The organism is Marinomonas sp. MED121 (assembly GCF_000153025.1).
Lineage (GTDB): Bacteria > Pseudomonadota > Gammaproteobacteria > Pseudomonadales > Marinomonadaceae > Marinomonas.
This window is the reverse complement of the sequence record NZ_CH672434.1, coordinates 130,900-151,628: the sequence shown is the minus strand read 5'-3', so window position 1 is coordinate 151,628 and position 20,729 is coordinate 130,900. Positions and strand designations below refer to the sequence as shown.

At 41.9% G+C, this 20,729-nt stretch carries 21 protein-coding genes; 8 read left to right on the top strand and 13 right to left on the bottom strand.

The features are described from left to right. The first annotated feature begins 57 nt into the window (after nt 1–57). The 4 genes from MED121_RS21760 to MED121_RS24660 all read left to right on the top strand — a co-directional run bounded on the left by MED121_RS21760 (nt 58) and on the right by MED121_RS24660 (nt 5,675). Nucleotides 58–1,605 carry an ABC transporter substrate-binding protein gene (locus MED121_RS21760; RefSeq protein WP_009835840.1) on the top strand — a complete coding sequence of 516 codons (1,548 nt, stop codon included), beginning with the start codon at nt 58–60 and terminating at the stop codon, nt 1,603–1,605. A gap of 105 nt (nt 1,606–1,710) precedes the next feature. After that, complete coding sequence (locus MED121_RS21755; protein WP_116371688.1) at nt 1,711–2,628, top strand: ABC transporter permease; 918 nt, start codon at nt 1,711–1,713, stop codon at nt 2,626–2,628. 3 nt (nt 2,629–2,631) lie between these two features. Next, nucleotides 2,632–3,591, top strand: coding sequence for an ABC transporter permease (locus MED121_RS21750; protein WP_009835837.1), 960 nt, complete (start codon nt 2,632–2,634; stop codon nt 3,589–3,591). A 68-nt stretch (nt 3,592–3,659) separates the two neighbouring features. Then, nucleotides 3,660–5,675, top strand: a complete 2,016-nt coding sequence (locus tag MED121_RS24660; RefSeq protein WP_116371687.1) for an ABC transporter ATP-binding protein — start codon at nt 3,660–3,662, stop codon at nt 5,673–5,675. A 578-nt stretch (nt 5,676–6,253) separates the two neighbouring features. On the opposite strand, the gene MED121_RS21740 is transcribed toward MED121_RS24660, so the two are convergent. The 6 genes from MED121_RS21740 to MED121_RS21715 all read right to left on the bottom strand — a co-directional run bounded on the left by MED121_RS21740 (nt 6,254) and on the right by MED121_RS21715 (nt 11,831). Next, complete coding sequence (locus MED121_RS21740) at nt 6,254–7,069, bottom strand: fatty acid desaturase (protein WP_009835835.1); 816 nt, start codon at nt 7,067–7,069, stop codon at nt 6,254–6,256. Nucleotides 7,070–7,505: 436 nt separating this feature from the next. Further along, entirely contained in the window at nt 7,506–7,910 is a 405-nt protein-coding gene (locus tag MED121_RS21735; protein ID WP_009835834.1) for a GNAT family N-acetyltransferase, read from the bottom strand. 66 nt (nt 7,911–7,976) lie between these two features. After that, nucleotides 7,977–8,747 carry a hypothetical protein gene (locus tag MED121_RS21730; protein ID WP_009835833.1) on the bottom strand — a complete coding sequence of 257 codons (771 nt, stop codon included), beginning with the start codon at nt 8,745–8,747 and terminating at the stop codon, nt 7,977–7,979. 130 nt (nt 8,748–8,877) lie between these two features. Beyond that, entirely contained in the window at nt 8,878–10,170 is a 1,293-nt protein-coding gene (locus MED121_RS21725; RefSeq protein WP_009835832.1) for a DUF2252 family protein, read from the bottom strand. A 143-nt stretch (nt 10,171–10,313) separates the two neighbouring features. Continuing rightward, the gene (locus tag MED121_RS21720; protein WP_036181523.1) at nt 10,314–10,877 is read right to left on the bottom strand and encodes a flavodoxin family protein; all 564 of its coding nucleotides are present in this window, start codon (nt 10,875–10,877) and stop codon (nt 10,314–10,316) included. 66 nt (nt 10,878–10,943) lie between these two features. Next, entirely contained in the window at nt 10,944–11,831 is an 888-nt protein-coding gene (locus MED121_RS21715) for a LysR family transcriptional regulator (RefSeq protein ID WP_009835830.1), read from the bottom strand. Between the two features lie 140 nt (nt 11,832–11,971). Here MED121_RS21715 and MED121_RS21710 point away from each other — a divergent pair, with 140 nt between their 5' ends. Beyond that, nucleotides 11,972–13,198 (top strand): MFS transporter, encoded by a 1,227-nt coding sequence (locus MED121_RS21710; protein WP_036181520.1) that lies wholly within the window; start codon nt 11,972–11,974, stop codon nt 13,196–13,198. Between the two features lie 35 nt (nt 13,199–13,233). On the opposite strand, the gene MED121_RS21705 is transcribed toward MED121_RS21710, so the two are convergent. Beyond that, on the bottom strand, nt 13,234–14,412 hold the full coding sequence (locus MED121_RS21705; RefSeq protein ID WP_009835828.1) for an FAD-dependent monooxygenase: 1,179 nt from the start codon (nt 14,410–14,412) through the stop codon (nt 13,234–13,236). Between the two features lie 130 nt (nt 14,413–14,542). Here MED121_RS21705 and MED121_RS21700 point away from each other — a divergent pair, with 130 nt between their 5' ends. Further along, nucleotides 14,543–15,427 (top strand): LysR family transcriptional regulator, encoded by an 885-nt coding sequence (locus MED121_RS21700; protein ID WP_009835827.1) that lies wholly within the window; start codon nt 14,543–14,545, stop codon nt 15,425–15,427. On the opposite strand, the gene MED121_RS24495 is transcribed toward MED121_RS21700, so the two are convergent. After that, the gene (locus tag MED121_RS24495) at nt 15,428–15,598 is read right to left on the bottom strand and encodes a hypothetical protein (protein WP_165474636.1); all 171 of its coding nucleotides are present in this window, start codon (nt 15,596–15,598) and stop codon (nt 15,428–15,430) included. Nucleotides 15,599–15,799: 201 nt separating this feature from the next. Between MED121_RS24495 and MED121_RS21695 the strand changes: the two genes are divergently transcribed. Next, nucleotides 15,800–16,729 (top strand): pseudouridine synthase, encoded by a 930-nt coding sequence (locus MED121_RS21695; protein ID WP_036181517.1) that lies wholly within the window; start codon nt 15,800–15,802, stop codon nt 16,727–16,729. 22 nt (nt 16,730–16,751) lie between these two features. Here MED121_RS21695 and MED121_RS21690 read toward each other — a convergent pair whose 3' ends face one another. From MED121_RS21690 to MED121_RS21680, 3 genes are all read right to left on the bottom strand, one after another. Further along, a complete protein-coding gene (locus MED121_RS21690; RefSeq protein ID WP_036181516.1) occupies nt 16,752–17,267 on the bottom strand; it encodes an adenylate kinase in 516 nt (171 codons plus the stop codon). A 231-nt stretch (nt 17,268–17,498) separates the two neighbouring features. Continuing rightward, nucleotides 17,499–17,981: a tetratricopeptide repeat protein gene (locus MED121_RS21685; RefSeq protein ID WP_009835823.1), complete on the bottom strand. Its 483-nt coding sequence runs from the start codon at nt 17,979–17,981 to the stop codon at nt 17,499–17,501. A 176-nt stretch (nt 17,982–18,157) separates the two neighbouring features. Further along, nucleotides 18,158–18,739 carry an Ada metal-binding domain-containing protein gene (locus MED121_RS21680; RefSeq protein WP_009835822.1) on the bottom strand — a complete coding sequence of 194 codons (582 nt, stop codon included), beginning with the start codon at nt 18,737–18,739 and terminating at the stop codon, nt 18,158–18,160. Nucleotides 18,740–18,863: 124 nt separating this feature from the next. Between MED121_RS21680 and MED121_RS21675 the strand changes: the two genes are divergently transcribed. After that, nucleotides 18,864–19,769: a DMT family transporter gene (locus MED121_RS21675; RefSeq protein WP_009835821.1), complete on the top strand. Its 906-nt coding sequence runs from the start codon at nt 18,864–18,866 to the stop codon at nt 19,767–19,769. Between the two features lie 80 nt (nt 19,770–19,849). Here the strand turns inward: MED121_RS21675 and MED121_RS21670 are convergent, their stop codons facing one another. After that, nucleotides 19,850–20,272, bottom strand: coding sequence for a hypothetical protein (locus MED121_RS21670; protein ID WP_009835820.1), 423 nt, complete (start codon nt 20,270–20,272; stop codon nt 19,850–19,852). A 38-nt stretch (nt 20,273–20,310) separates the two neighbouring features. Further along, on the bottom strand, nt 20,311–20,727 hold the full coding sequence (locus tag MED121_RS21665; RefSeq protein ID WP_009835819.1) for a cytidine deaminase: 417 nt from the start codon (nt 20,725–20,727) through the stop codon (nt 20,311–20,313). Between the last annotated feature and the right edge of the window lie 2 nt (nt 20,728–20,729).

Here is a 20,729-nt window from a genome sequence, read left to right as displayed (position 1 = left end):
GAGCCTAATATGACGCTATTAAAAAAATAAAACATGAAATCATAAGAGGAAAGCACCATGAAAATCCGGTCCTTATTAGTAAGCAGTCTGTTCGTAAGCCTTGCTTCTTTTTCTATCAATCCAGCCTATGCAGATAAGGCGAATGACACTTTAGTGGTATCATTTAATAAAGAAATTCAAACATTAGATGCACTGTATTCAACATCTCGCGAGAATATTATTTTAAATGAACTCACCTCTGACCAACTGGTTTCGATTGACCCAGCCACTAAAGAATACTTACCTGCCTTAGCCAAGAGCTTCAAATACCTAGATGAAAAATCCATCGAATTTACCTTAAGAGATGATATTAAGTTCCATGATGGCTCTGCTGTCACAGTCGAAGATATTATTTATTCCGTAAACTGGGTTGCAGCGAATGAAGCAAAAACTAAACGGGGTAGCTTTATTCGCCGTTGGTTAGAAGAGGTTAGAAAAACAGGGCCTAATACCCTAGTGATTGAAGCGAAAAAGCCTTATCCGTTGATGTTACGCGATATTGCCATGTTCGTTCTCACCCGCAAAAATCAAACCTACCATGCTAATGGCAGTGCAAACCCTAATGCTCAAACAGAAAGCCTAATAGGCACAGGTCCTTATAAGATAGTGAGCTTTGACTCAGGCAGTGGCGTTAAATTAGAGCGTTTTGAAGACTATTATGCCAATAGCCCAAAAGGCAAAGCTCAGATTAAACATATGACGCTTCGTTCCATTCCTGACTGGAGTACCGTCATAGCTGAGATGATGTCTAATGGCGTCGATTGGACCTATAACGTGCCAGATGAAATTGCTGAAAACCTAAGCCGCACGCCACTTGTTGATCGTATTGAAGGACCGTCTACTCGGATTGCTTATCTCACCTTGGATGCCGCTGGGGTTTCGACCCAAGTTAATGGTCAAGATAACCCTTTCACTAAGTTAAAAGTACGCCAAGCGCTTAACCATGCCATCAATAATCAGCTGATTGTAGATTTCTTAGTAAAAGGCACGTCAAGAATTATTTCTGGCCCTTGTTTCCCCGGTATGTTTGCTTGCTCTGACTCTGTAACCACATATGACTATGACCCTAAAAAAGCTAAGGCTTTACTGGCTGAAGCGGGTTACCCAAATGGGTTTGAATTTGATCTTTGGGCTTATCGTGAAAAGGCCATTACCGAAGCGGTGGCAGCGGACTTAGCCAGAATCGGTATTAAAGCCAATGTTAAATACGTCAAACTGTCGGCCTTCTCAAAAGCCCGTAGTGCGGAAGAAATGATGGCCTACCACGGCACTTGGGGTTACTACGGTACCTTAGATATCGGCGCGATCTCAAACCACTTTGTCTCAGGCAGCAACCGTAACTTGAATAAAGACCCTAAGGTCGAGGGCTTGTTTAAGACGGCACTCGAAACCGTTGATGCGAACGAGCGCTTAGCCGCTTATCAAGAGGCGCAAACTATTATTGCTGATCAAGCATATTGGGTGCCTCTGTATCAATATAGTGTGAATTATGCGGCCTCTAAAGAGGTCAACTTTGAAGCCCCCGTTGATGGCTTGCCTCGTCTTTACAACATCAGCTGGAAATAAAAGTTAAGCGTCTTGCCTCCCTAGAGCAAGGCTTGGAGCATAAGGTTACGGCCTTATGCTTCCTTTTTAACCTGGATTTTGTTGTCAGCAACGAGGAGTTGATCCGTGTTTATATTTATTCTTAAACGGTTATTAATGGGCGCTTGCGTCGCCATTACCGTTTCCATTGCCGCTTTTTTATTGCTCAACCTCTCGGCCGACCCTGCCGCCATGATTGCAGGAGAGGATGCGGATCGTCAGACCATTGAAGAGTTACGTGCTCAGTATCAATTAGATAGGCCCTTATACATACGCTACGGTGTGTGGATTGGTGGTGTGGTGCAAGGTGATTTTGGTAACAGTTACTACTGGAAAAAGCCCGTACTCGATCTCTTTATTGAGCGGGCCCCTGTCACCTTAACCTTAGGTTTCTCTGCCCTTTTCATTGCCATTGTTGTGGGGTTGATTTTAGGGGTGCTGGCCGCCCTTAAACCCAATGGATGGCTCGACCGGTTTGCCTTAAGTTTTGGGACCGCCGCCCAAGCGGTGCCTAACTTTTGGCTAGGTTTGATGTTTATTATTTTCTTTGGGGTTATGTTCCCTATCTTTCCGGTTTCTGGTGATACCACCTGGAAGCATTTTGTCATGCCTTCTATCGTGTTGGGGATGAGCTCTGTGCCTCAGATTTTACGTTTAACCCGCGCCGGTATGATAGATGTGCTTGCTTCTGATTATATTCGAACCGCTCGGGCCAAGGGCTTTCGGTCCCCTGACATTTTACTCAAACATGCGTTGCGTAATGCGCTTTTACCTGTGGTCAGTGTGATTGCGATTCAGTTTGGCTATAAGTTCGCGGGCTCAGTGATTACCGAATCTGTCTTTGCCTTAAATGGGATTGGTCGCTTGGCCTATCAATCCATCTTGGGAGCCGATATTCCCACGGTGCAAATGCTGGTTTTCTTGTTCGCCATTATTTTTATTCTTATGACCATCTTAGGGGAAATCCTTAATGCATGGTTAGACCCACGAATTCGAGTGGAGTAGCCCATGTCTCATTCTCAATTAAGTAAGCAAGTTGATAACGCCCCATTAGATGGCAACGGATTAGACAATCAGGCACAGGACGCCTCTCAAACAGAGATTATCGATCTGACCCCAAAAGAACGATTGATCCTAAAAATGAAGGCCCATCGTGGTTTGCAATTTGGTGTTTTCGTGGTGGGGTTCATGGTGTTGATGGCCATTTTCGCCCCATTACTTGCGCCCCATGATCCTTATCTTCAAGACCTGACGCAGCGCCTCGTGCCACCTGTGTGGTCGGATCAAGGCAGTTGGAACCATATTCTAGGCACGGACAATTTAGGCCGTGACTATTTAAGTCGCCTTATCTATGGAGGGCAAGTCTCCTTAGCGGTGGGGTTTGGTGCCGCAGGGTTAGGTTGTTTTATCGGTGTATTAGTGGGTTTAAGTGCGGGCTATTTCGGTGGACGTGTGGATCAAGTGGCAAGCTTCATGCTCAATTGCCAGTTGGCGATTCCGTCTTTGTTATTAGCCATGGCCTTGGTGTTTTTCATCGGTGCGTCCGTGATCACCTTAGTCTTGGTTTTAGGCTGTTTGCATTGGAGTTATTACATGGTGGTAACTCGCACCATGACCAAGCAAATCCGTGCCCTTGAATATGTCATGGCCGCCAAAACCATTGGGAGTAGCAACCGTCAGATCCTGTTTTATGAAATCTTACCCAACCTGGTCAATCAAGTGATTGTGGTTTTCTCCCTCGAAGTGGCGGTGGTCATTATTGCAGAAGCCTCCATGTCCTTTTTAGGCGTGGGTGTGCAGCCTCCAACCGCGTCTTGGGGCTTGATGATAGCGGAAGGCAAAGCCGCCATGTACTTCAGCCCTTATCTGGTGGTGATTCCAGGTACCGCCTTATTTTTATTAGTGCTCGCCGTCAATTTATTGGGTGACGGTATTCGTGATGTCACGGCACCGGAAGGTCGCAACTAGCTTAGTTTACTTTAGCCGACCTTAATCTTAGGTGTTTTAACGAGCCTTTTATCATGTGGAGACAAGACATGTCAGAATTATTAGAAGTAGAAGGGTTGAGTGTTACCTTGCCGTTACCTGAGGGTAATTTAACCGCGGTCAGCGACATTTCCTTTAACATAAAACGCGGTGAAACCTTAGGCATAGTAGGTGAATCAGGCTCAGGTAAATCGATTTCCTCCATGGCCATTATGGGGTTATTGCCGAAAGGCACGATACGTGAAGCCAACACATTACGCTTTGATGGGCAAGATTTATTGGCTTTGGATGAAGGTCAAATGGCGGATCTTAGGGGCAACAAGATTGCCATGATCTTCCAAGAGCCCATGACCTCATTAAACCCTGTGTACACCATAGGCCATCAGATGACAGAGCTGATGATCTTGCATAAAAAAGTAAGCAAGGCTGAAGCCAATGACAGGGCCATCGCCTTATTGGAAAAAGTGGGGATTACCGCGGCGAAAAGCCGTTTAACCCAATACCCCCACCAGCTATCAGGGGGGCTTCGCCAACGTGTCATGATCGCCATGATGCTCATGTGTGAACCTGATTTGATCATTGCCGATGAGCCAACTACTGCCTTAGATGTGACCATACAAGCGCAAATCTTGCACCTGTTACGCGGTCTGCAAAAAGAGCTGAATATGGCCATGATCATCATCACCCATGACTTAGGGGTGGTCTCTAGCGTGTCAGATCATGTGGCGGTCATGTACGCCGGCCAAATTGTCGAGCGTGGCAAGGTGGATGAGGTGTTTGAGCGTCCAATCCACCCTTATACCCAAGGTTTATTAGAGAGTATTCCCGTCTCAGGCCAAATTGTACCGGGGGAAAAGCTGGGCTCGATTCCAGGCTTAGTGCCTTCGCTTAAAACCCGTTTTAAAGGCTGTCGTTTTGCTAACCGTTGTCATCGTCGTAAGCATGGCTGTGAAAACGGCAGCATTGCTTTAACGCCCCAAGGGGGCGGCCGAGAGTCGCGCTGTATTTTAAGTCCTAATGAAGCCTTAAAGGTATCCGCTCCCCCGCTCGAGACTGACACGCTTCTTAACGCTAAGCGCGCTTATGGTGCCGGTGTTGATCCCTTATCTAAACCCTTGATGCGCGTTACCCACGCCGAGTGTGAGTTTAAGATTAAGACCAGTCTTTTTGGGGCCGCCAAACCATTAAGAGCGGTAAATAATGTGTCACTAGAGCTGCGAAAAGGAGAAGTCGTTGCCATCGTTGGTGAATCTGGTTGTGGTAAAAGCACCCTGGCACGCATGCTATTAGGCTTACAAAAGCCAACGGCTGGGCAAGTGGTACTCAATGGCAAAGATATCATGGACATGTCTAACGAAGTGCGTTCACAACAGGTGCAATCCATCTTCCAAGACCCCTACTCCTCATTGAATCCAAGACGCACCATAGGAGAAATCATACGTCGACCTCTTGAACTGCACGGTATTGGGGAGAACAGCACAGAGCAAAAAACCATGGTAGAAAACATCATGGAAAAAGTCGGTATTCCAAAAAGGCTTTACTTCAACTACCCCAACCAATTATCGGGGGGACAAAGACAAAGGGTGGCCATTGCCAGAGCTTTAATCTTAAGGCCAGAGTTGATTATCTGTGATGAGCCCACTTCGGCCTTAGATGTGTCGGTACAGGCGCAGATTCTTAACCTCTTATTGGAGTTACGCCAAGAACTCAGACTCACTTATCTCTTAATTACCCATGATATGGCAGTGGTTGAACACATAGCGACCCGAGTGGTGGTCATGTATCTGGGTAAAGTGGTGGAAATGGCCGATGCCAGAACCCTCTTCAGTGATCCAAAACACCCTTATACCAAGGCCTTACTCGCGTCGGTATTAACCCCAAAATCCGGTGAAGCCGTACCAGAAATCAAATTGGGCACCAGTTACCCCAACCCGATCGACCCGCCTTCAGGTTGTAGTTTTCACCCAAGGTGCGAGTTTGCCACTGACCTGTGTAAAACCAGAGCACCTGAGTTAATAGCCATTAACGAGACCCAATCAAGTGCCTGTCATCTGATTCAAACCTAAGGTTTAATTATTAGAATTTTGATAAAGCCAATTAAATGACCTTTTCTCACAAACCTAATCCAATTTTTCTGGATTAGGTTTTTTTATATAAACGTTAAAGATTACTCATCGTTTCATTAAAAGAAACTCACTCATTTCATAGGCTTAAGTTCAATCAGGGAACCTGCGATTAAGTCACCTATTCTCAATCTGCTTTTAAAGGTAAATGGCAAAAAAGCGTCAAACAAGACGTCACTTTGCGCTTGTTTAATAGAAAGTTAGTTTAGACACCTTTCGAGAAGGGACAACGCTGGGTGTTACTTTTTCTGAAATGCTATCTAGGTATGCTTCAAAGGTTCAAAGGTTCAAAGGTTCAAAGGTTCAAAGGTTCAAAGGTTCAAAGGTTCAAAGGTTCAAAGGGAGTAGTCTAAATTAAAGCAAGGAAAGCACATAAACCCAGAGACTGTATGTGAGTATCAAATTAAAGGAGAGCAATTAAAGAAGTAAAGATGATAAGAGTTTAAATTGTAATTATATCAAACTCTTATCATCAAATAGATACTTTAGAAGTACTTAGCACGCAAAGCTTAAGCTATTCATTATCGATGGGAAAATAAGGATCTCATGTAAAGATGTTCAGGAATCTTGTCTGCAATGGTTGCATGCAGCGCAGGCAACTTAGACCAATGCACCCCTTGACGGTGATGGTGAGCAGTATGATAGCCCAAGTTACCGGTTAAAAAGTTGAATACACGATTCAAGTTATTATAAGAGGCTTCAAACTCATTCTCAGTACTAAGACCAGAATGATGATCATAGGTTACATAAGCGGTGAAAAGTAAACTGGTAATCATAGGCAGGGCAAATAGGAAAAAGCCTGCAACAGGGTTAAACCAAACAAGCAGCGCAACAATCAAGAATGTAGGTGCTAAGTAGGTCATAAATGGCTTAAGTTGTTTTGGAAAGCGTTTACCGACTGAGTAACCTCTAGGATAAGCTGTGACAGCCACCTCTAATGTATAGCCAATCACGCCCATTTTTGAACCATCTTTACGCTGCCAACGGCTCTCATCCTTTTCTTGATCTAGAAAGTTAACATGGTGCCCTAATACATGGTGCAAACGCCACAAGTTAGTCGTTACCCCAGTATGCAAGGCATAAAAGAACTCTAGTCCACGGTTTAACGCGTCAGAGCGAAAGGTAAACAAATGTTGATGATGATGGTTCCAAGCGCAAATAACGCCTTTAGGAATAATCATTAATAAGTAGTAGCCGATAAGCAAAGTCGTATTTTCAAGGGTGAAGTATAAAACAAAATCTAAAAGGGTAAGCATGAGGATGATAGTAACGGGCCAGCGATCTTCTTTGTGTTTAAAAATGCCGGTATGTTTTGTTGCTTTAGAATTATTTTTCATTTGAGTCCAATCTAACGATTAATCATGGTTACAGCGATCCCTGCTAGAAATTAATGATGTATATGATGAACAAGTCAGACAAAGGTATAGGTTTAAACCTACCTTGTTTGTTCTCCTACAAAGACTTGAGTTTTATAATTTTGATCTAGAATTTTATTTTTTCTCTAATCAATACGGGAATCATCCTCCAAAAATAAAAGTCTAAAAAAGGTCAGCCACTTTAGCGCGGGCTACTATAACTGCAAATACGACAAAGGTGTTAATTTTTTACGATTTGTAAAGGCTTAAGAAACCTATGATTAAGTTGCGGCTCTTGCCATAAATCTAGGGACTTTTATCCACACGCTGAGGCGGGAGGACTTATTCGCAGTTTCCTTAACTATCATGTTGAAACTAATTAGAATTAATAAGAAATACATTGAATAGATAAAACACCTTAAAAACGTATCTGCATTTTGCAGTAAGCTATGCCCGATTTATTAAATTCATCATTGTACTTTTCTAAGCCCAATGCTTCATAAAAACCTTGTGCACTGACCCTAGCATCACACCAAAAGCGTTTGATGCCATCACTTTTAAGCTGTTCAATAATATGCTTAATTAGCTTTGTGCCGATCCCCTGTCCTTGATAGCAAGCCAATGTGGCAAACTTTCTAAGCCTTGCCTCACGATTATCTTTATAGATAGAAGCAACACAGACTAACCTTTTGTCTAAAAACACCCCAAAGTGTTGAGCTTGAGCGTCCCCATCCACATGACAAAAACTCATTGGTTTATCTGGCCATAAAACCTTATGCCTGATGGTCAGGGTGTCTTGCCACTTTATGCTTCGTATTTCCATATAGGTTTCCGCGTTTAAATTGACAAGATACTATGATTAATCGGTGAGAAGGCAAACTAAAAGGCGCTAACGTCTCAGCCAAACTTGCCTAACAACATCAGGTTGAAAACCAATTCGTCGGCAATTTTTCTGACTCACACTGCCTGATAACACATCAGTTAAAACTCTTTCAGCCCCTAAATCTATGGCATCTTGCACCCGAGTTGTCAGAAGTTCCGTTTGACCCCCCTTACCTCTAACATGCTCTTGGGTAAAAGCATTCCCTAAAATGGCAAGATTATTTTCCAAGTACGATGTCGCCCAAGCGCAGGGGATGCCATCAAGATAAGCAACATAAACCCTAAATGACTCAGTACAATAGAAAGATTTTTTGCTTTTCCAAACCTGGTCAGAACAAGTTAACCCTGACGTTTTTAACAGCGCTAGAAAATCATCCGCTCTGGCTTCAGTCCAACGCTCAACATGCACATTACTTTGCGATACATGGCTCAAGTCAAGCCCAAAGCGGTTCAAGCTTAAAAATTCGTGCTGATGACTAGGCTGATAGCCCCTTTCATTAAGCCAATGCTTTAACTCTGGCGTCTCTAAGCCAGATTCAATTGCAATCTCGGGGAGTGCATCTAAATCAAAGAGTCCATACACACTATCGAGATAGGCTAAATCACAATGATGGTGAATTAAAATTTGATTATCATAACGACGAGTTTTATCTATGTATGCCTTTAAATTGAGTGACTCGATAATTGATAGTTCGCTTGGCAGCATGGTGGATAAGGTACGTTTGTTATTAAAACGAAAATAGGTGTTATAAGCATCACTGGCTCTTTTGTCTTGCATTGTTCCCTCAATGTTTAGGTTTTGATCAACTTTTAAATCAAGTACTTATCATACTCAGCGCGATATAAAGGGCTGATTAAGCCCTCACCACTAAGCAATAAATGTCAACTCTGCCCTTGCCTTAGAAGACTTAAATCTTAGTTTTAAGCCACTTCCAATCATCTGAAACTTGTTTTGCATAAGCGAGACTAGATGCTTTTATATCAGCAATACAACCGGGTAAAATGCGTGAAACACTCTTCTCAAAAGCAAAGGTGCGTCTATCACCACGGCTATGAGCCAACGCTAAAGTCTTGCCACAAGCAACGGCATAATCAACAAAACCCCCTTTTAGTGCGGCTTTTTTACCTAAGGCAATATCTTCAGGGTCCAAACCGACTTTAGCATGATGACGAGAACGTACTAGCCAATGCTCTTCATTCCATTCAACTTCGTCTAACACTAAATCAGGAAAGCGCTGCATTTTGCGTTGACACATAAGGGTTAAATGGGCTGGATTCAATCGATTATTCGGACTCATCTCAGGAAAAAAGTGGATTGGCGCAGCTTCTCTTTGCTTCTTAACCTCTACCAGATGACATAGGGCTAAATCTTCTGCACCTTTATAATCTCCGGGTCCAACCAAGAAATAATAGCGCGACATATTGACCGAGCCTGTACCCGCATTTTTGCGGGCAACTATATCCCAAACATAGTCATCCATATAAGGGCCAAATGTCACGTCTAACGCCTGATAAAGCTGTGGCTCTAAAGGTTGAAATTTTTCAGGTAAGTTCTTAAAAGATAAAGAAACATTTTCAAAATCGATCGCTTTTGCCAAAGTGCTTTTTTGATAAAATTGCTCTCCACCAACCGCCCTACGCTGAGCCTTTTTCAAAGGCTTTTTCAAGATAGAAAAATCTTCAAGAGCAACTCCATCCATGGCTTTTTGTAAATGATTCTGGTCTTTCAAGCCTTGCTCACATAGGGATAAATATCCATTTAGAAAGGATTCAATTGCTTGCTCTACTTGAGATTGTGTTACCACCTCATCAGTCGTTTCAGCCTCTAACCGGCAATGGTCTGCACACAACGCTAGGCTTGTACAAAATCTCAATAAGTCCCATTCAGGACGACCAATACAGGCATCATCAAAATCATTTGGCGAAAAGATCACATTGTCGCCATAGGAACCTTCTTCGGTTAAGAATCCAAAATTTGATACATGACAATCCCCCATCACACAGGTTAAAGGCAACTCTTTTAGTGCTTCAGGGATGGCTATCGTGCCAGAGGCAATATCCGCATAAAAAAGCTGAGCAGAGCCACGGTAGAAAACAAAAGGAGATAAAGCCATTTTCTGATATTTAGCTTCCTCTTTCGTGATCTCAACCCCATCGATACGTGTTAATTCATGGGTCAGCAACTCAGCTCTTAATGACATATTCTCTCCCCTTGTTTACCTTCTATTAATCAAATAGATAATTGCGTATAAAAACACCTAATTTAAGAGAAAGTGACCTTTTGATAGCAAAAAGTAAAGCTCTCTATTTAAGGAAGCTAAAGTTTGCTAATCCTTAAACGACTTCATTTTGATAGGCGCATCACAAGTTTAGACACTCTTCCCCCTAAATAACGAGCAGAGGCTATATCCATTTCGTTTGCCACTGTACCATCAGCTTGAGCCACTACGCCTAATTGACAACCTAAACGGTTCACACCATGATCTTTAAAACCATGTGCAGCATCTAACCCTACCCAATACATACCATGCTGACAGGCCAAAGTAATAAGGTATTGTAAGGTCGTTGATTGATCACCGTTTAATCCACTACCTGATGTAAAACCTGCTGCCACCTTATCCGCCCATTGTTGCTTACTCCAGAGTTCACTTGTGGCATCAGCAAACGCTTTGAACTGGGCTGAAACGCTTCCCATATAGGTTGGAGACCCCATAATAATGGCATCACAAGTCTGTAAAGCGTCAAACAAAGTGGGATTGACAAAACGCCCTTCTTTAATGTCTTTGCCAACAATTTGATACTCTAAAACAGACACATTTTTATTGTCATTAATGCCTGAAATAACGGCTTTTGCTAACTGGTTGGTCATCCCCGTTTGGGAAAAATATACGACTGCAATACGTGCCAATTTTCTGCTCCTTCATTTAATTTGGGAGCAGTATAAAACCTCAAGCCAAGTTGAGGTAAAGTGATATTATTGTTTAATTTCCAAACCAATTTCGTCTTCAAGAAAACTTAAAAAAGCATCTAATTTCGGCGAAAGAGCTCGCTTTTGATGATAAAACGCAAATCGATCAATATCCGGCTGTCGATAATTGGGTAAAAGCTGAATTAAGCGCCCTTCTTTCAAGGCCTCTTCCACATAAATCGAGTAGGTATTGAGAATCCCCAAGCCTTGCAAAGCCGCTTCGATAGAAACAGGGATATGATTGCTGATATAACGGCTACTCGCTTCAAAGGCAAATTCTCCCTTTTTTGAATGAAAGAATTTCCATTGATTAAACAAGCGATCTCCTCCTTTGTGAAGAATGGCAATGTGTGCCTTTAATTCATTCGGGTGAGCCGGTGTACCATGTTCTGCAAGATAGTCTGGACTTGCAACTAAAATGGGGAGTAAAGGTTTAATTGGAAGGCAATACAAACCCAAGTCAGCCCCTGGTTTTTTAGATCGTATGGCCACATCATAGCCATCCCGTTTTAAATCTCGCCAATGGTTTGAGAGATCTATCTCCACTTCGAGTTCAGGGTAACGTTTCATAAACTTAGGCATCAAAGGCGCAAGCAAATGCTGCCCTAACGAGACAGGTGAGGTTACCATGAGTTTCCCTTTAGGCGTCCCTTGTGCTTGTTTAGTGTCGTTTTCTAATTCATCCAGTTCATTTAAAATAAAGTCGGCTTTTTCGTAATATTTTTGCCCTGTTTCTGTCAAAGACATGGTACGCGTACTTCTTACAACCAGCTGAGTATGTAATTCCTTTTCTAACAATTGTATCGCTTTACTCACCGTCGGACTTTTTATTTGCAAACGCTCAGCCGCCTTCGCAAAAGAGCCTGCTTTAACCAAGGTAACGAATATTCGCATCCGCTGAAACTTATCTCCATGTCGTGACATATGCCTTTATTAGTTCCTTAAAGCTAATAGTGAATTAGATATTGAGTGTATTACACTATTTTAAGTTATCAAATAGACTTGCCAACCTTATTTATAGCAAGGATTAGCGAGTGAATATCTATTTGTACCTTAATCGTTTTATGACGGCTTTAGCAGACTATGGCCTGATGTTTTTGATCCCCTTATTTGTTTTTCAAACCACACAAAGCGCCCAGTTAGCCGGTCTAGCATTTACCATTGAGTACTTGGTTAAGGTATTTTTTAGCCCTGTAGCCAGTCTATTAATCGATAGATATCCATTAATCAAACTAATGAGCCTAGTTAATATCATAAGAGCATTGGTGAGTATTTTAGTCGCGACAGGATTATTCTTACTTGATGGGCAAAATAACCAGATAATTTTTGCCCTTGTTGTACTCTTATCTGTGTTTAATGGCTTAGGTTTTGCCATCAACTTTATGGCGCAGGAGACCTTATTAACCCAATTAATAGAAGCGAAATATTTTGCTAAGGTACAAGCTCAGGTGCAAAGTTTAGAGCAAACCGCCTTGGTAACTGCCCCCATTCTATTTGCCGCTGCATTAAGTGTTGCCGAATTTCATTGGGTCTTAACCAGCCTGGTTTTGATTTTTATTATCGCTAACATCAGCTTATTAAAAGGCACAAAACAAACGCTAGTTGATGAACCTTCAGATCGCTTACTCTCATTAAAGCATCGCCTTGCTGCCAACTTTAGCATAGGCAAGAGTTATCTATTCCACTCTAAGCCCTTACAGCGCATTGTACTGTCCACCTTCTTATTAAACCTTATCTATGGCACCTTATTGGCCATTGGTGCACCTGCAGTCATTGGCTATTTTGAAAAAGATGCAGCAAGCTTTGCCAGCTTACAAACCGCTGGAGCCCTTGCCTCTATCCTAGTGCTCGTCATGATTGTCAAGCTATCGGATCGTGCGACACCTACCCAGCTTGGCATTATTGCCTTTATCTGTGTCAGTTTAGGTGGTTTTATCTCAGGCTTTGCTAACAGCTTTGAACTCTTTGTCATTGGCGCCATGCTCGTACTTGGTTTTGATGGCATGTTTAATGTCTACATACGAACTCGCAGAATGGAGATCATCGCTCGAAAAGATTACAGCAAGGTTATGGGCTTATTAATGATAGTGAACAATGTCAGCAAACCCTTATCAGGCTTCATTGTCTTTAGCCTGGGTCATTGGTTCTCAGTACTCGAAATACTCATTTTTGCTACCGCATTTGCAAGTATTCTCACCTTTGCACTCAAGCTATTCCAGACTTCAAAGGACGAAAACACTTTCCTCGAAAGCACGGAATAACTTAAAAAAAAGCGACGGGAGAGTTTATGGGCTGACTAGCTTGGTAGGCCTTGCATCCAAAACTCTCTTAACTGTTTTGCAGAGACTCTTGCCCCTAACTGAGATGGCTCAGGTTTTGAGCTAGCACTTGTGTCACCTGATGCTGCAAAAATACTGCGAGCAAGCTGACGTCCGACATTTTGAGCGGCAGTCGTTTTATCTATACGCTTTTGATAAAACCGATTTAAGACCTCTTGCAAATTATTAGTCTTACCTGCTTGCTCACTCTCTGGTGAGTTATGCTCATTGAGAAGATTCACTAAATACCAAACATCTTCTAAAGCCTGACAGGCACCTTGACCAGACGTGGGTAAAGGCGCATGGGCTGCATCGCCAACAATAATCACATTATCTTTATGCCAATAAGGTAAAGGCGCTAAATCGTGAACAAGAATACGATTAAGTGACGCTGGCTCATAATGATTCAATATGGCTTTAACTCTCTCTGGCCAAGCTTTAAAGCGCTCATGCATCTCTTCATACCAGCTCGTCACTGGCCTTTCTTTATCAAGCTGAGTCGTCCAAGCGGCAGCCCAATAGCAATGCCCTCCTTTTACAGAAACGATGCCAAAGCGCGCTGCATCACCACGATAATCCTGAATCACGTTTGCTAACGCATTACCCTCTAACTGAGCTGTACCTATGATATTCACAAAGCCTTGGTATCTAGGACTTACAGCGTCGTCAAACAAATACTCTCTCACCACTGACCTCATACGACCATCCGCACCAACAACTAAATCAACATCTTTCGCTATTGCTTCAATATCTTGCGCTTTGATCATTGATGAAAACTGTATTTTCCCGCCTAATGCCACCAGCTGATTTTCTAAGATAGCCATCAAGTCACGACGCAAAATACTGACCGAGCTGTACCCACAAAGTGTATTAAGCTCTTTGATATCAAGCTCTGCTTTTAGCTGCCCTTCGTTATCGTATTGCTGCATAAAAGCAGGTAAACCGCCCTTTTTCAGGACGGCTTTATCAAGGCCTAATTCCTTCAATACAAACATGGCATTTGGCCATAAGGTAATGCCAGCACCCATGGTTGAAATACCTGCATTAGCTTCATACACGCTTACTCGATATCCTTTTTTAATCGCCAGAATAGCTAGGGCTAAACCCGCGACACCAGCACCAATAATGGCGATGTGCTGTACTGATTTTATCTTCATATTGATTACCACTTCTTTATCTCAAGATTAAACGCAAAATAAAGTGTGACAAACTCATTAATTAGGATAAATTAGCAGAAATGAAATAGTTAATCCCATTAAATGAGAGAATTAATCATTGAGAAAATAAATGATTGAAAAAATAGAAACCCAATGGCTACTCAGTTTTAAGAGTGTCTATGAGCAATTAAGTTTTAAATTAGCGGCAGAGCAACTTCAAATACCGAGCTCTAATGTGAGCCGTCATGTGTCTCTCTTAGAAAAGTCGCTAAATTCGCGTTTATTGGAGCGAACAACCCGAAAAATGCAGGCAACGGCCGCAGGAACAAAACTTTATCACTCACTTATCCCCTTAATGCAAGCGATGGATGATGCATTAGAGGAAGTCTCGTTACATGGAGAATCAGTGTCTGGACACCTTAAAATGATCACGCCAGACCTCCCCTTCATGGGAGAAGTCATAGCGGACTTTTGCCTACAACACCCTCAGATCCAATTAAGTTGTGACACTCAATTAAACCCAAATGAAGGCTTGATGGATGGTTTTGATTTGATATTAAGCTTTGGTCGTGGGCCACTAGACGATTCTGGCTGGGTAGCAAAAGAAATACTACGCTGGCCAAGTTGTGTGGTTGCAGCGCCAGAACAATTCGAAAAACACTCAAGCCCAACCACTTTAGATGAGCTTAGCAAAGTACCCTGTATCACGAGCTTATCTGTTTTACAGGGCACACCTTGGCGCTTTAAGAACCAAGAAAAACTGCAAGTACAATCCAGCTATAAAGTGAATAGCGGCAACCTTGCCAAGGCAGCAGCGCTGAAAGGTTTAGGTTTTGCTATATTGCCATTGCATGCTTGCCAAGCAGAAATAGCCAGCGGGGATTTAATCGAGCTCAAGCTTGATCAAGAACCAGAAGACTTGGTGTTACACGCTTTTTACTCAGGGCGAAAATACCCTCTTCAGAAGGTTAAAGCCTTTTTGACGCATCTCACATCGAGCCTAGGGAACCTGTGATTAATCTTTCTTATCTATGCTAATAGCAATATTTTTACTCGAGCCTGCAAACCACTTTTGTACATAAATAGAACCCACAATGGGTGCCTTACCTTCTTCAGGTACTTCTTTGTAACGGACACTATTTTTGGTTTCTTTTTCAAATTCAAAATTAACAATGACATTAGACATTTCACTTCCCTTATTGATGCTAGGCAGAGGTTTCTGCTCAATTAATATTGCTATCATATTCAATAGCAAATACATGAAGCAAGTGACTAGATGAGAAAGATAAGTATTTGACTCTTATAAGAAAAGTAACAATAACACCAAACCTATTATTTGTTTAAAATACACTAATCAGCTTAAACATATTTAAAGATGGATTACTCAATGTCAATATCTAAACAGCCTTCAAAACTCAGCTTACCGCAGGTTAACCCTGGTGTGACGACTGTTTTAGACTATCTGATTATTAAATTCCCCTTTATAGATGCCGTAGTGTGGCAACAACGCATGGCCGATGGAAAGGTACATTGGCACGATGGTTCACTCATAACGGCGCAGTCTAAGTTCCTACCGCAACAGCGAGTATATTATTACCGAGAAGTCGAAAACGAACCTGTCATTCCCTTCAATGAAATAATCTTGTTTCAAGACCAAGATATTTTAGTGGCTTATAAACCCCACTTTTTACCTGTGACACCTGGAGGGATTTATGTGAATGAGTGTTTGCAAACTCGACTAAGGCGCAGCACTGGTATTGAGAGTTTACAAGCCTTGCACCGCTTAGACAGAGTCACCGCAGGGTTAGTTATTTTCTCGGTTAACCCTGAAACGAGCCAGTGTTATCATGAGTTATTCGAAACAAGGCAGATAGATAAGACCTATCAAGCCATTGCTAAAGTAGCTGAAAATGAAAACCTCATAGACCAAGAATGGCAGGTAAAAAACCGAATTGCGAAAGGCAAACCTAGCTTTCGCATGCAAATTTTAGAAGCTAGTGATAACAGCATACAGGCTAATAGCCTTTCTATTATTCGTTGTACTCAACAAGTTGATGAACTGGCTTTATTCGAATTAAAGCCCGTCACAGGTAAAACCCATCAATTACGCCTTCACATGCAGTCATTAGGCTTGCCTATCCTCAATGACAAATACTACCCAGAATTAGCACCTCAAACGGCCGATAACTATCAAGCCCCATTGCAACTTCTTGCAAAAGAGCTTGAGTTTATCGACCCCATATCGAAGCAGCCAAGGCACTTTATTTATGAGGGAAACCTATCAATAAATCATCCTGATGTTCTGATTAGAAATTAATTCAAAATGGGCTGAAGCTCAATTAAGTTACATTCTCTTCAATAAAAGTATTCAGCTCAGATACGGTTTTGATGACATACACGGTTTGATGACTAGACCTTGCCTTAAGCGCCTCTAACAAATCATTATTCCAAAATTTTGGACACAAGCGTAATGTCTTATAGCTCTGTATTGAGCCCTTTATGACTGAGCTACCCTCGGGCCAACCTTCAGGTTTCACCACAACACCTTTGATCATGCGCTTGGTCACAAACCAGTAACTCAAAAAATAAGGGAGATCGATATAGACCAAGGTATCTGCCGCATCTAAACGCTGATTAAATGCACCCATAGGGCCAAAGCCATCTATTATCCAAGTTTTAGCTGAGAGTATCTCCTCATGGGTTTGATCAAAGACTTCACGGGCAATCATGTCACCGTTTTTTTGGTAGAGGATTGAATCTAGTTGATACAAAGGGATGCCCGTTACTAAGGCCAAAGATTTGCTTAAACGGGATTTACCACTCCCTGGTTTTCCAAACACGGCTATTTTTTTCATGTTAATTCCTACAAAAGAGATTAATCCCATGAGGTAGAAACAAAAAACCCACCTCATGAGGTGGGTTTGATAAGTTATATGCATCAAGTGTCCACCATTCCTAAGGAATGGTAATAATTCGTACCTGTGGCATATCAAGATGTAATGTCATAACTAGATACTTATATATTAGAAACGTCTTGTCAACAGAGCTTATACCATCCGTTTAAACGCAATTCATTATTTAATAAGCTACCAGGTTTTATCCAAGTCTTTTGCATAGAGCAAAATAGCCTTTTGGTAATCTTTGATTGAATCTTCGTTTGTCGTATTGACTAAAAGCTCAAGTAATAATGAAACAGCCTCTTTATGACGTCCAATATTATAAAGACACATGGCATAAAAAGGTTTGGCTTCTATAGATTGAGGGTACTCAGCGAGGGTTTGATCAAAATAACTAAGGGCAGTGTCATACTCCCCCAAACTACGATAAGTAGAGGCCAAACCAAACAAGGCATCAAAACGTTCATCAGCAGAAATAGGACCCATTAATGCCAACTTATAATGTTCTATGGCATCACTTTCCTTACCTTCATTGTCATATGACCAAGCTATTTGCAAATGCGCTTTTGCCGCTAATTTTTTGTCATTAACTAGTTTATGAAGTAAAGAGCGTGACTCGTCATACCTTCCCTGCTGACGTAACTTAATAGATTGCTCGAAAAGAGTTTCCATACTGTCCTTTTAAATGATTAGGCCTTTAATAATACTAAATTTTTATTACTTTCGAATTCTACTTTATCAATGTAAAAATAATCAAAGCAAGAATATTTAAAGACAGTCATTGTAAAAACGTATTATTGCAATATCGCCTAAACACCGCTCTCTTCGTTAAATCAATTACTCCCTAGCTATGCTTTTTTTTGATTATTATTGCCATACTTTTTACGGTACTGTGAAGGTGACTGGCGATACTTTTCAAGAAAGGAATCGTTAAATTGTCGAATACTGCCATAACCTGCTTTGAAAGCTATATTTGACATTTTTAGCTCACTGTTATCCAGCAAGCGCTTCGCCTTTTGCAAGCGCTTTGTTCTGGCAACTTGTATAGGGCTGGCACCAATGTGTTTATTAAATAAACGCGATAGATGCCGACTACCTATACCCAAACGCTCTGCCAATGCTTGGATATTTCCGCTATCAAGTGCACCCTCATCTATTAAGCGCAGTGCTCTTTTTACCGTGGTTAAGGTGCCATTCCAAGCATGAGAATCAGGGGCGGCTTCTGGACGACATCTCAAACAAGGCCGATACCCATCGGCCTCTGCAGCAGAGGCAGTGGGATAATAGGTCACATTTTTACGCAGAGGCTGACGAACAGGGCAAATGGTTCGACAATATATTTTCGAGGTGATAACGGCGACAAAAAATGAACCATCATATAGTGGGTCTCTATCAAGTCTAGCCTTATCACAAATATCAAAATCTAGCATTTGAATAGCTTACTGATTGACTATTTCTATGTCCATGCTTGTTCTATTTAAAGGTCCGAAAACCGCCAGAAGTTCTGGCTAAATCCATTTAGGATTTAATCCAAACAAATTCTAGGTAATTTTGATGCATACATTTCATAATCACAATTTAGCAGCCACACTTGTCGCCATTTCAGGGCTTGTATGGGGCCTTCTTTGGATCCCCTTACGAGCACTAGATGATGCTGGCATTAATGGATTATGGACAGTGGTAACCTTTTATACTTTGCCCATGATGATGCTAACCCCTTTTTATCTTTTACGTTGGCGAGTCATTATTAAAGGCGGGATTTCTCTTCACCTACCCTGCCTCTTAGCAGGACTTGGGCTAGTGCTTTATGCCGGCGCTTTGCTTTATACTCAAGTCATAAACGCAATGCTTTTATATTATCTAACCCCTCTTTGGAGCACCCTACTTGCAAGATACATATTAGGGGAAAGAATATTTTTTGATCGCTGGATTAGCATGCTGTTAGCCTTTGTAGGTATGTTGGTCATATTTAAAATAGACGCAGGATTACCATTACCAAAACACATAGGAGACTGGATGGGGTTTGCCTCAGGCATAGTCTGGGCTTTTGCTGCTGTTTATATGAAAAAGGGGCAAGAGCAGAATACTATGGATGTTACCCTATGCTACTTTTTATGGGGCAGCCTTTTCGCATTCATCATGGCTCAACTCCCTATTATAGCCGTGCAAAAGCTGCCCACATTTGCGCAGCTTTATAAAACCTTACCTTGGTTGATCCCCGTGATCATTTTATTAATTATTCCACCAGCAATGGCCGTATTATGGGGAGCCAAAGTGTTGAGCCCAGGGTTACTGGGCATTTTGTTTATGACTGAAATCAGCACCGGCTCTTTAAGTACAGCACTTTGGGCTAATGAGCCATTCGGACTTCGCGAAATACTTGGCATTACGCTGATTTCTTTGGCTGGGCTATGGGAACCCCTGCGAAATTGGAAAGAGCTTAAACCAAAACCCCCCTAATCTTTGATTGCTGAAAATGCACTTACGTCAATTTAACTGTCCTTTGGCATGTGTTAATCAAACGTCATTTTGCAATCTCTCTAAGCCCATTTAGCTGAATCAGGTAAGCTGTGTCCAAGCCCATAAATATGGCGAATTAGCTGACCTTCATGCATAGTTTCATGTTCAAGTAAGCTTACTAAAAGCTCATCTCTGGACTGTGTCCAATTATCAAGGCTTTTTACAGCTTGCTCGAATTGCATCTTAGAGGCATTTAATGCATTAATAATCTCTTCTAGATTATCATCACTACCTAAAGAACAAGAAAAACCATCCCACTCACCTTTTATCAAAGCACGAGAATAGCTTTCTCTCGCCCCGACAATACACCACATATGCTCGCCAACTGATTTGCTTTTAGCAATGTCTAACTGCTGAGTAAGCAAGACAGGCTCCATCGTTTTAACTATGTCTAACATTGACTCAAAACGCGATTCAATATTCTTTATAACGGTATTTCGCATCGTCCTTGATTCCTTATTTTTTTAGTTTTAATTTCCATTTAAGTATTGAACTCCTCAATAATATTCCCCCAATAATAAGGTTGCACTTGATCTAGGGTTTTAACCTGCCAGAGATTAGGGTTGCTCGGGTCAGGTACTGCGACTTCAACGAAGCGGCCCCAAATGGCAAGTCGCTCTTGGCAAATACCACACGGAGTTAAAATGATGAATTCATCTTCAGGTGTTGAGCGTGACACGCAAACAGAAGCAGTCACCTTAAGGTTAAGACGATTAGCCTCACAATAAGCCCCTGCTTCGTGGCATAAATTGGCGATTTCATTATGTGTGTCAAAACAGACACTTGTTAATATTTGGCCATCTTCAGTATAAACAGCCCCAGCCCCAGCATAACCAGTAGGAAAACGAGCTAAGGCTTGATTGATTGCCGCATCAACCAATTTTTGATCTAGTTTCATTA

Excerpts from the sequence above, each read along its gene's own strand:
- MED121_RS21760 (WP_009835840.1), top strand. The coding sequence starts at position 58 with ATGAAAATCCGGTCCTTATTAGTAAGCAGTCTGTTCGTAAGCCTTGCT.
- MED121_RS21750 (WP_009835837.1), top strand. The coding sequence starts at position 2,632 with ATGTCTCATTCTCAATTAAGTAAGCAAGTTGATAACGCCCCATTAGAT.
- MED121_RS24660 (WP_116371687.1), top strand. The coding sequence starts at position 3,660 with ATGTCAGAATTATTAGAAGTAGAAGGGTTGAGTGTTACCTTGCCGTTA.
- MED121_RS21740 (WP_009835835.1), bottom strand. The coding sequence starts at position 7,069 with ATGAAAAATAATTCTAAAGCAACAAAACATACCGGCATTTTTAAACAC.
- MED121_RS21735 (WP_009835834.1), bottom strand. The coding sequence starts at position 7,910 with ATGGAAATACGAAGCATAAAGTGGCAAGACACCCTGACCATCAGGCAT.
- MED121_RS21730 (WP_009835833.1), bottom strand. The coding sequence starts at position 8,747 with ATGCAAGACAAAAGAGCCAGTGATGCTTATAACACCTATTTTCGTTTT.
- MED121_RS21725 (WP_009835832.1), bottom strand. The coding sequence starts at position 10,170 with ATGTCATTAAGAGCTGAGTTGCTGACCCATGAATTAACACGTATCGAT.
- MED121_RS21715 (WP_009835830.1), bottom strand. The coding sequence starts at position 11,831 with ATGCGAATATTCGTTACCTTGGTTAAAGCAGGCTCTTTTGCGAAGGCG.
- MED121_RS21705 (WP_009835828.1), bottom strand. The coding sequence starts at position 14,412 with ATGAAGATAAAATCAGTACAGCACATCGCCATTATTGGTGCTGGTGTC.
- MED121_RS21700 (WP_009835827.1), top strand. The coding sequence starts at position 14,543 with ATGATTGAAAAAATAGAAACCCAATGGCTACTCAGTTTTAAGAGTGTC.
- MED121_RS24495 (WP_165474636.1), bottom strand. The coding sequence starts at position 15,598 with ATGTCTAATGTCATTGTTAATTTTGAATTTGAAAAAGAAACCAAAAAT.
- MED121_RS21695 (WP_036181517.1), top strand. The coding sequence starts at position 15,800 with ATGTCAATATCTAAACAGCCTTCAAAACTCAGCTTACCGCAGGTTAAC.
- MED121_RS21690 (WP_036181516.1), bottom strand. The coding sequence starts at position 17,267 with ATGAAAAAAATAGCCGTGTTTGGAAAACCAGGGAGTGGTAAATCCCGT.
- MED121_RS21685 (WP_009835823.1), bottom strand. The coding sequence starts at position 17,981 with ATGGAAACTCTTTTCGAGCAATCTATTAAGTTACGTCAGCAGGGAAGG.
- MED121_RS21680 (WP_009835822.1), bottom strand. The coding sequence starts at position 18,739 with ATGCTAGATTTTGATATTTGTGATAAGGCTAGACTTGATAGAGACCCA.
- MED121_RS21675 (WP_009835821.1), top strand. The coding sequence starts at position 18,864 with ATGCATACATTTCATAATCACAATTTAGCAGCCACACTTGTCGCCATT.
- MED121_RS21670 (WP_009835820.1), bottom strand. The coding sequence starts at position 20,272 with ATGCGAAATACCGTTATAAAGAATATTGAATCGCGTTTTGAGTCAATG.
- MED121_RS21665 (WP_009835819.1), bottom strand. The coding sequence starts at position 20,727 with ATGAAACTAGATCAAAAATTGGTTGATGCGGCAATCAATCAAGCCTTA.